The 8,203-nt window shown below is 49.8% G+C and carries 8 protein-coding genes, 1 rRNA gene and 1 pseudogene; 6 read left to right on the top strand and 4 right to left on the bottom strand.

Going from position 1 to position 8,203, the window contains the following annotated elements; all coding sequences use genetic code 11:
• Positions 1-149 precede the first annotated feature (149 nt).
• A 5S ribosomal RNA gene (gene rrf, locus KQJ19_RS20820) occupies positions 150-265 on the top strand.
• Positions 266-386: 121 nt separating this feature from the next.
• Here the strand turns inward: rrf and mobB are convergent.
• Both mobB and mobA read right to left on the bottom strand, forming a co-directional pair.
• Positions 387-905 carry a molybdopterin-guanine dinucleotide biosynthesis protein MobB gene (mobB, locus tag KQJ19_RS20825; RefSeq protein WP_216404075.1) on the bottom strand — a complete coding sequence of 173 codons (519 nt, stop codon included), beginning with the start codon at positions 903-905 and terminating at the stop codon, positions 387-389.
• The gene (mobA, locus tag KQJ19_RS20830; RefSeq protein WP_016157861.1) at positions 887-1,471 is read right to left on the bottom strand and encodes a molybdenum cofactor guanylyltransferase MobA; all 585 of its coding nucleotides are present in this window, start codon (positions 1,469-1,471) and stop codon (positions 887-889) included. The genes mobB and mobA overlap by 19 nt, the downstream gene beginning before the upstream one ends.
• 69 nt (positions 1,472-1,540) lie before the next feature.
• On the opposite strand from mobA, the gene KQJ19_RS20835 reads away from it, so the two are divergent.
• The 3 genes from KQJ19_RS20835 (at position 1,541) to dsbA (ending at position 3,513) form a co-directional block, all read left to right on the top strand.
• A complete protein-coding gene (locus KQJ19_RS20835) occupies positions 1,541-1,810 on the top strand; it encodes a YihD family protein (protein WP_003028616.1) in 270 nt (89 codons plus the stop codon).
• A 76-nt stretch (positions 1,811-1,886) separates the two neighbouring features.
• Entirely contained in the window at positions 1,887-2,873 is a 987-nt protein-coding gene (locus KQJ19_RS20840) for a serine/threonine protein kinase (protein ID WP_103848140.1), read from the top strand.
• A gap of 16 nt (positions 2,874-2,889) precedes the next feature.
• Positions 2,890-3,513, top strand: a complete 624-nt coding sequence (dsbA, locus tag KQJ19_RS20845; protein ID WP_016155156.1) for a thiol:disulfide interchange protein DsbA — start codon at positions 2,890-2,892, stop codon at positions 3,511-3,513.
• Between the two features lie 13 nt (positions 3,514-3,526).
• Here dsbA and KQJ19_RS20850 read toward each other — a convergent pair whose 3' ends face one another.
• A complete protein-coding gene (locus KQJ19_RS20850) occupies positions 3,527-4,396 on the bottom strand; it encodes an acyltransferase (protein ID WP_253296387.1) in 870 nt (289 codons plus the stop codon).
• On the opposite strand from KQJ19_RS20850, the gene KQJ19_RS24095 reads away from it, so the two are divergent.
• Positions 4,281-4,616 (top strand): hypothetical protein, encoded by a 336-nt coding sequence (locus tag KQJ19_RS24095; RefSeq protein ID WP_223870189.1) that lies wholly within the window; start codon positions 4,281-4,283, stop codon positions 4,614-4,616. The two genes, KQJ19_RS20850 and KQJ19_RS24095, sit on opposite strands and share 116 nt — an antisense overlap.
• Positions 4,617-4,831: 215 nt before the next feature.
• Complete coding sequence (polA, locus tag KQJ19_RS20855) at positions 4,832-7,618, top strand: DNA polymerase I (protein ID WP_181546580.1); 2,787 nt, start codon at positions 4,832-4,834, stop codon at positions 7,616-7,618.
• 333 nt (positions 7,619-7,951) lie between these two features.
• On the opposite strand, the pseudogene KQJ19_RS20860 reads toward polA, so the two are convergent.
• Positions 7,952-8,203, bottom strand: a pseudogene (locus KQJ19_RS20860) (YihA family ribosome biogenesis GTP-binding protein); the annotation flags it as partial.

The following is an 8,203-nucleotide window of genomic DNA, read 5'->3' on the forward strand; positions in this document are numbered from 1 at the left end:
AGCGTAGCGATACGTTGAGCTAACCGATACTAATGAACCGTGAGGCTTAACCTTACAACGCCGAAGGTGTTTTGGCGAAAGAGACATCATTTTCAGTTTGATACAGATTACATCGACAGACCGAGAGGTGTGTTGATGAACAGAATTTGCCTGGCGGCTGTAGCGCGGTGGTCCCACCTGACCCCATGCCGAACTCAGAAGTGAAACGCCGTAGCGCCGATGGTAGTGTGGGGTCTCCCCATGCGAGAGTAGGGAACTGCCAGGCATCAAACAAGTGAAGAAGCCCATCCTGCCGGATGGGCTTTTTTGCGTCTGCAGGGAGTGAAAACTGCCGGAGGTGACCTCCCGCCTGATCCGGGCTACAAAGGCGTATCACGACACAGCAGCTATCTTCTTATCCATTGCGTAACAAAATCGGCAACTTGCTGTATATCGTTGATATCTAACAATGGAACATCCACCGCAAGCGGAATATCACTGGCAACCGCGATAACATAGTTGTCTAACGCCAGGTCCTCTGGACTGTGCCCGCAACCGTCGCGAAAAAGAACGATCTTAGCAACAGGTTCATGCTTAAAGCCCTCAACCAACACCATATCCAGTGTGGAAGCATCCATCCTGCTTACCAGGTACGCTAAATCCAGTTCGGGCTCTTCCGGGGTCTCTACCATTAATGCCCAGCGCTGCTGGCTGGCGACCAGGGTTTGCGCTGCACCGGCTTTGCGTAGCTCATAGCTATCTTTGCCGGGCTTATCAACATCCATATTGTGATGAGTATGCTTAATCAATCCGGGACGAATGTCTCTGGCACGTAGCTCCGGGATCAATTTTTTAAGCAGCGTAGTTTTTCCCGTTCCGCTCCATGCTGCTATAGCGAGTAACGGGATCATGATTTGTCCTGCCATTTTGCAAGTTCTTCAGGGGTGTTCACGTTCACGAACGCATCTTTATGATCGCTGAAATCGACAGCATGACCGCCAGCCTGGCGCATAAAGACCATGACGCGCCTTTCACCGGACTGAAGATAATCCTGTAGCAAGGGTTGCATGGTGCGGTGCATTAGCGCAATGGTCGGATGATCTCTTTCGCCATCATGCACCCAGACAACCGGTGCAGCTTTGCGCTGCTCCTTCAAACGTTTGACCAGATCGTGAGGAATATAAGGCATATCGCACGGGCAGAACAGAAACCACTCCCCCGCTTGCTGCAGGAATACCGATAGCATCCCGGCCAGTGGGCCAGGGAAATCGGCCAATGAATCAGGGATAACTTTCAGGCCGCTTTGTTGGTAAATATCCCGGTGGCGATTGGCATTAACCACCACGGTTTCGACCTGTAAAGCGAGGGTATCGGCCACATGCCGCCAAAGAGGTTTACCGTCAAGCTCAAGCAGACCTTTATCGGTTCCGCCCATCCGTCTGGCCTTACCGCCTGCCAGCACAACCCCTGTTATTGCACTATCCAGAATCACTGATATCGCCTCTTTTAATGTGGGATTGACCCTGCTAACGTATCTGTATTGAGCCTAAGGAGCACAACCATGAAATGTAAACGTCTGAATGAAGTTATTGAACTCCTCCAGCCGGCCTGGCAGAAGGAACCCGATCTTAACCTGATGCAATTTTTACAGAAACTGGCGCAAGAGTCAGGTTTTGACGGCGAACTGGCGGATTTAACTGATGACATTCTGATCTATCACCTGAAAATGCGTGACTCGGCGAAAGACGCCGTCATCCCAGGTATTCAGAAAGATTATGAAGAAGATTTTAAAACCGCACTACTCCGCGCACGTGGCGTAATTAAAGAGTAAAAGCTTGTAATCGCCACCACCGAAAGCGCTGCGAAATGATATCCTGAATCATTCGTAGTATTTTCCGGATGATGGGATGAACGACAACGCTTTTAATTTCCAGACGCTACACCCGGATACCATCATGGATGCACTGTTTGAGCAGGGGATCCGGGTGGACTCCGGGCTTACCCCGCTTAACAGCTATGAAAACCGTGTCTATCAATTCCAGGACGAAGACCGTCGACGCTTTGTCGTTAAGTTTTATCGCCCTGAACGTTGGTCTGTCGATCAGATCCAGGAAGAGCACCAGTTTGCTCTGGAACTGGTAAGCGATGAAGTCCCGGTAGCTGCACCGCTGATACTAAGCGGCCAAACGCTGTTAAGCCATCAGGGTTTCCATTATGCGATCTTCCCCAGCGTCGGCGGGCGGCAGTTTGAGGCCGACAATATCGATCAGATGGAGGCGGTGGGGCGCTATCTGGGACGTATGCATCAGACCGGATGCAAGCGTACTTTTGCCTTTCGCCCGACGATTGGCCTTGAAGAATACCTGACTGAGCCGCGTAAGCTTTTTGAACACGCACAGTTGATCCCATCAGGGCAAAAAGCGGCTTTCCTGAAGGCAACGGATGCGCTTATCGCGGTCGTAACCGAACGCTGGCATGCACGTTTTACCACGCTACGTCTGCACGGTGATTGTCATGCCGGTAATATTCTGTGGCGCGATGGTCCGATGTTTGTCGATTTAGATGATGCCCGCAATGGCCCGGCTGTTCAGGATTTATGGATGCTCCTCAATGGCGATAAAGCTGAACAACGCATGCAGCTTGAAACCATTATCGAGGCTTATGAAGAGTTTAGTGAGTTCGACACCTCTGAAATCGGACTGATAGAACCTTTACGCGCTATGCGTTTAGTTTATTATCTTGCCTGGCTAATTCGACGTTGGGCTGACCCTGCGTTTCCAAAAAACTTCCCGTGGTTAACCGGGGAAGATTACTGGCATCGTCAGACCGCGACCTTTATTGAGCAGGCAAAAATTCTGCAAGAGCCCCCCTTACAATTAACGCCAATGTATTAATCGGAGAAATTTGAACATGAAAAAATTATGGCTGGCGCTGGCTGGTATGGTTTTAGCTTTTAGCGCATCTGCAGCGCAGTTCCAGGATGGCAAACAATACATCACTCTGGAAAAGCCTGTTGCGGGTGAACCGCAAGTGTTGGAGTTCTTCTCCTTCTACTGCCCGCACTGCTATCAGTTTGAAGAAGTTCTTCACGTCTCTGATAACGTGAAGAAAAAACTGCCTGAAGGCACCAAGATGACCAAGTACCACGTCGAGTTTCTGGGGCCTTTGGGCAAAGATCTGACGCAAGCTTGGGCCGTTGCTATGGCGCTGGGCGTTGAAGATCAAGTAACCGTTCCGTTGTTTGAAGGTGTTCAGAAAACCCAGACCGTTCAGTCTGTAGCTGATATCCGTAAAGTGTTTGTCGACGCGGGTATTAAAGGTGAAGACTATGATGCGGCATGGAACAGCTTCGTGGTGAAATCACTCGTGGCGCAGCAGGAAAAAGCGGCGGCTGATTTACAGCTGCAGGGCGTTCCGGCAATGTTCGTGAATGGCAAATATCAGGTAAATCCGCAGGGCATGGATACCAGCAGCATGGATATCTTTGTACAACAGTATGCGGATACCGTGAAGTATCTGGTTGGTCAGAAGTAAAAGCAAAAGCCGGTCACTTGTGCTGACCGGCTTTTTCATATGAGGCTTTAATCGCGTCGAGCTGCGCGTCTTTCTCACTCCACAGCGTATTAAGCCATAGCTGAAACCGACGCTTGAATCCCTTATCGTTCACGTAATCACCGTGCAACTCTTCATGAATTGGCTCCAGATTTACCCGCACGACAATACGCGTTAGCTTACCGCTCAGCATATCGTAGAACGGTCGGCTGCTGTTTTCCGGATAGCACAACGTGACGTTCAACATTTTATCGAACTGTGACCCCAGTACGTTCAATGCCATCGCAATACCGGCCGCCTTTGGAGGGAGCAAGTTTTGATAAGGAGAGCGGGTTTGCTCACATTTCTCTTTGGTAAAACGTGAACCTTCGACAAAATTCACAATAGTTGTCGGGTGTACGCGAAACTTCTCGCAGGAACGACGCGTTGTTTCGACATCTTTACCGCGTCGTTCTGGATGACGGAGCAGGTAGCCACGCGAATAGCGTTTCATAAACGGCATATCCAGCGCCCAGCAGGCCAGGCCAATAAAGGGCACCCAGGCCAGTTGTTGCTTGAGGAAATATTTTTTCATTGGGATGTGCTTACGGAACAGCACGCAAAGCACAACGATGTCAGCCCAGCTGTAATGGTTACAAATGAGCAGATACCAGTTTTTCTTGCTAAGACCTTCCAGTCCCTCGACATCCCACTTCAGTCGCGGATTGAGGTGTAGCAGTAGCGCCAGACCTTCACACCAGCAGTACATCATGAAATTACAGAAGACAGAAACCTTGCGCCAGACAACGGGAACGGGCAAAAGGAGTTTTACAACTCCGGCAAGGATGATCGGCACAGAACAAAAAATCGTGACCAATATGGTCAATACGATACTCAGCAACAGCGTTATCGCAGCGAGTATTCTCGTCATAATTAAATTATTCAAAAGGTTAGCCATAGATAGTGCGCTAAAGAGGCGCAAGGGGCTGATTTTATCAGAAAACGAACCAAATGATGGATCTTCCCTGAATAGAAAAAAAGGGAATATCTATCCACATCAGGATATAAGCTGTATAAATGGAATAAAATGCTACGTATTTATTTAAGCGTCTGAAATATATGTATAAATAAAATGATGTGTTAATTTTATTGCTATATTTAAAGAGCTGAAAATTATTTATTCACAAAGTTATCCACAGTCTTCTTTGCGAGCAAAGCAGAAGATCTACAAAAGTTTTTCGACAAATGCGGCGAAAAACTCATGTTTTCATCCTGTCTGTGGCATCCTTTACCCATAATCTGATAAACAGGCACGGACATTATGGTTCAGATCCCAGAAAACCCACTTATCCTTGTAGATGGCTCCTCTTACCTGTATCGCGCATACCATGCGTTCCCGCCGCTGACTAACAGTGCAGGAGAACCTACTGGCGCGATGTATGGTGTCCTCAACATGCTGCGTAGCTTGATTCTGCAATATCAGCCGACCCATGCTGCGGTGGTATTCGACGCTAAGGGTAAAACCTTCCGTGATGAGTTATTCGAACACTACAAGTCACACCGCCCACCCATGCCGGACGATCTGCGTGCGCAGATTGAGCCTCTGCATGCGATGGTAAAAGCGATGGGGTTGCCACTGCTGGCCGTTTCGGGCGTGGAAGCAGACGATGTCATCGGTACGCTGGCGCGGGAAGCAGAGAAGGCGGGGCGTCCGGTGTTGATTAGTACCGGTGATAAAGATATGGCTCAGTTGGTGACACCGAATATCACCCTGATCAACACCATGACCAATACGATCCTCGGCCCGGATGAAGTGGTGAATAAATATGGTGTTCCACCAGAACTGATCATCGATTTCCTGGCGCTGATGGGGGATTCCTCAGATAACATCCCTGGCGTTCCTGGCGTAGGTGAAAAAACAGCGCAGGCTCTGCTGCAGGGGCTGGGGGGGCTGGATACCCTCTATGCTGAATCAGACAAAATCGCGGGGCTGACTTTCCGTGGTGCGAAAACTATGGCGGGCAAGCTTGAGCAGAATAAAGAGGTAGCGTACCTCTCTTATCAATTAGCTACCATTAAAACGGATGTTGAACTGGAGTTGACCTGCGAGCAGTTGGAAGTACGTCAGCCGGCAGCGGATGAACTGCTTGGCCTGTTTAAACAGTACGAATTCAAACGTTGGGTTACTGACGTTGAAGCGGGTAAATGGCTACAGGCGAAAGGAACGAAGCCGGCGGCAAAACCACAGGAAACTATCGCCGTCGATGAAACGCCTGAGGGGCCGGCCACGGTTCTCTCGTATGATAACTATGTGACAATTCTGGATGAAGCGACGCTGGAAGAGTGGATTGCGAAGCTGAAAAAAGCGCCTGTCTTTGCCTTCGATACTGAAACTGACAGCCTGGACAACATCTCTGCGAATCTGGTTGGCCTGTCTTTTGCCATTGAACCGGGTGTGGCTGCATATGTTCCTGTTGCCCACGATTACCTGGACGCCCCCGATCAGATCGCTCGCGACCGCGCGCTGGCATTGCTGAAGCCGCTGCTGGAAGATGAGAACGCGCATAAAGTCGGGCAAAACCTGAAGTACGATCGCGGTATCCTGGCGAACTATGGCATTGAACTGCGTGGCATCACCTATGACACCATGCTCGAATCCTACATTCTTAACAGCGTCGCTGGCCGACACGATATGGACAGCCTGTCGGACCGCTGGCTGAAACATAAAACCATCACCTTTGAAGAGATCGCCGGAAAGGGCAAAAACCAGCTGACCTTTAACCAGATAGCGCTGGAAGAAGCCGGACGTTACGCTGCGGAAGACGCCGACGTTACGCTACAGCTCCATCTCAAAATGTGGCCAGAATTGCAGCAGCATAAAGGACCGCTGAACGTCTTTGAAAATATCGATATGCCGCTGGTTCCTGTTTTGTCTCGCGTTGAGCGCAACGGTGTGAAAATCGATCCGGCTGTTCTGCACAAACATTCAGAAGAGCTGACGCTGCGTTTGAACGAGCTGGAGCAAAAAGCGCACGAGATCGCCGGAGAAGCGTTTAACCTCTCTTCCACCAAGCAACTGCAAACTATCCTGTTTGAAAAGCAGGGTATTAAGCCGCTGAAGAAAACCCCTGGCGGCGCGCCATCAACGTCGGAAGAGGTACTGGAAGAGCTCGCGCTCGATTACCCATTGCCGAAAGTGATCCTGGAATATCGCGGCTTAGCAAAACTGAAGTCGACCTATACGGATAAGCTTCCGTTGATGATTAACAAGAAAACCGGGCGCGTTCACACCTCCTATCACCAGGCGGTGACCGCTACCGGGCGCTTGTCATCCACGGATCCAAACCTGCAGAACATCCCGGTACGTAATGACGAAGGTCGTCGTATTCGTCAGGCGTTTATTGCGCCAGAAGACTACGTGATTGTCTCTGCGGACTACTCACAGATTGAACTGCGTATCATGGCGCATCTCTCGCGTGATAAAGGTCTGCTTACCGCATTTGCCGAAGGGAAAGATATTCACCGCGCAACGGCGGCGGAAGTCTTTGGCTTACCGCTGGATTCCGTGACTGGTGAACAACGCCGCAGCGCGAAAGCCATCAACTTCGGTCTGATCTACGGGATGAGTGCCTTTGGTTTGGCGCGCCAGTTGAATATTCCGCGTAAAGAAGCACAGAAGTACATGGATCTCTACTTCGAACGCTACCCTGGCGTGCTGGAATATATGGAACGCACCCGTGCACAGGCAAAAGAGCAAGGTTATGTTGAAACGCTGGAAGGGCGTCGTCTCTATTTACCGGATATTAAATCCAGTAATGGCGCTCGTCGCGCTGGTGCAGAGCGCGCGGCGATTAACGCCCCGATGCAGGGTACTGCCGCAGACATTATCAAACGAGCCATGATTGCGGTGGACGGATGGCTACAAACCGAGCAACCACGTGTGCGCATGATCATGCAGGTACACGATGAACTGGTGTTTGAAGTGCATAAAGATGACCTCGAAAGCGTCTCTAAAAAGATCCATCAACTGATGGAAAACGAGACCCAGATTGATGTGCCGTTGCTGGTGGAAGTCGGTAGTGGCGAAAACTGGGATCAGGCGCACTAAGGGTTTACTGAATAACGCCCCTTTTTCGTAACTAAGCAACATAAGATAGAACTTTTTGTGATGTCCATTAGAATTCCCTATGTAAGGAATGAAAAAAAATTACAAAAAGTGCTTTCTGAGCTGCTCAAAAAAGAGTAAAGTTATTCACGTAGGGTACAGAGGTAAGATGTTCTATCTTTCAGACCTTTTACTTCACGTAATCGGATTTGGCTGAATATTTTAGCCGCCCCAGTCAGTAATGACTGGGGCGTTTTTTATTGTGCGAAAGAAAAGTTTCGTACAGGCTGTAGGCCGGATAAGACGCGCAGCGGCGCTATCCGGCATATCGGTGGGTTACTCCCCGTCCTGCATCTCTTCAATCGGCGCCAGTTCACTAAACCAGCTATCCAGCTTCTGCCGAAGTTTGTCCACGCCCAGTTTTTTCAGTGATGAAAATGCTTCTACCTGTACATCACCGTTAAATGCCAGTACGGCTTCACGTACCATATTCAACTGGGCTTTGCGCGCACCGCTGGCCAGCTTGTCTGCTTTAGTCAGCAGTATCAGAACCTGAACGTTGCTCTCAACCGCCCACAGGATCATCTG

Origin of the sequence: Citrobacter sp. S46_ASV_140 (assembly GCF_018919545.1) — a bacterium.
Lineage (GTDB): Bacteria > Pseudomonadota > Gammaproteobacteria > Enterobacterales > Enterobacteriaceae > Citrobacter > Citrobacter braakii.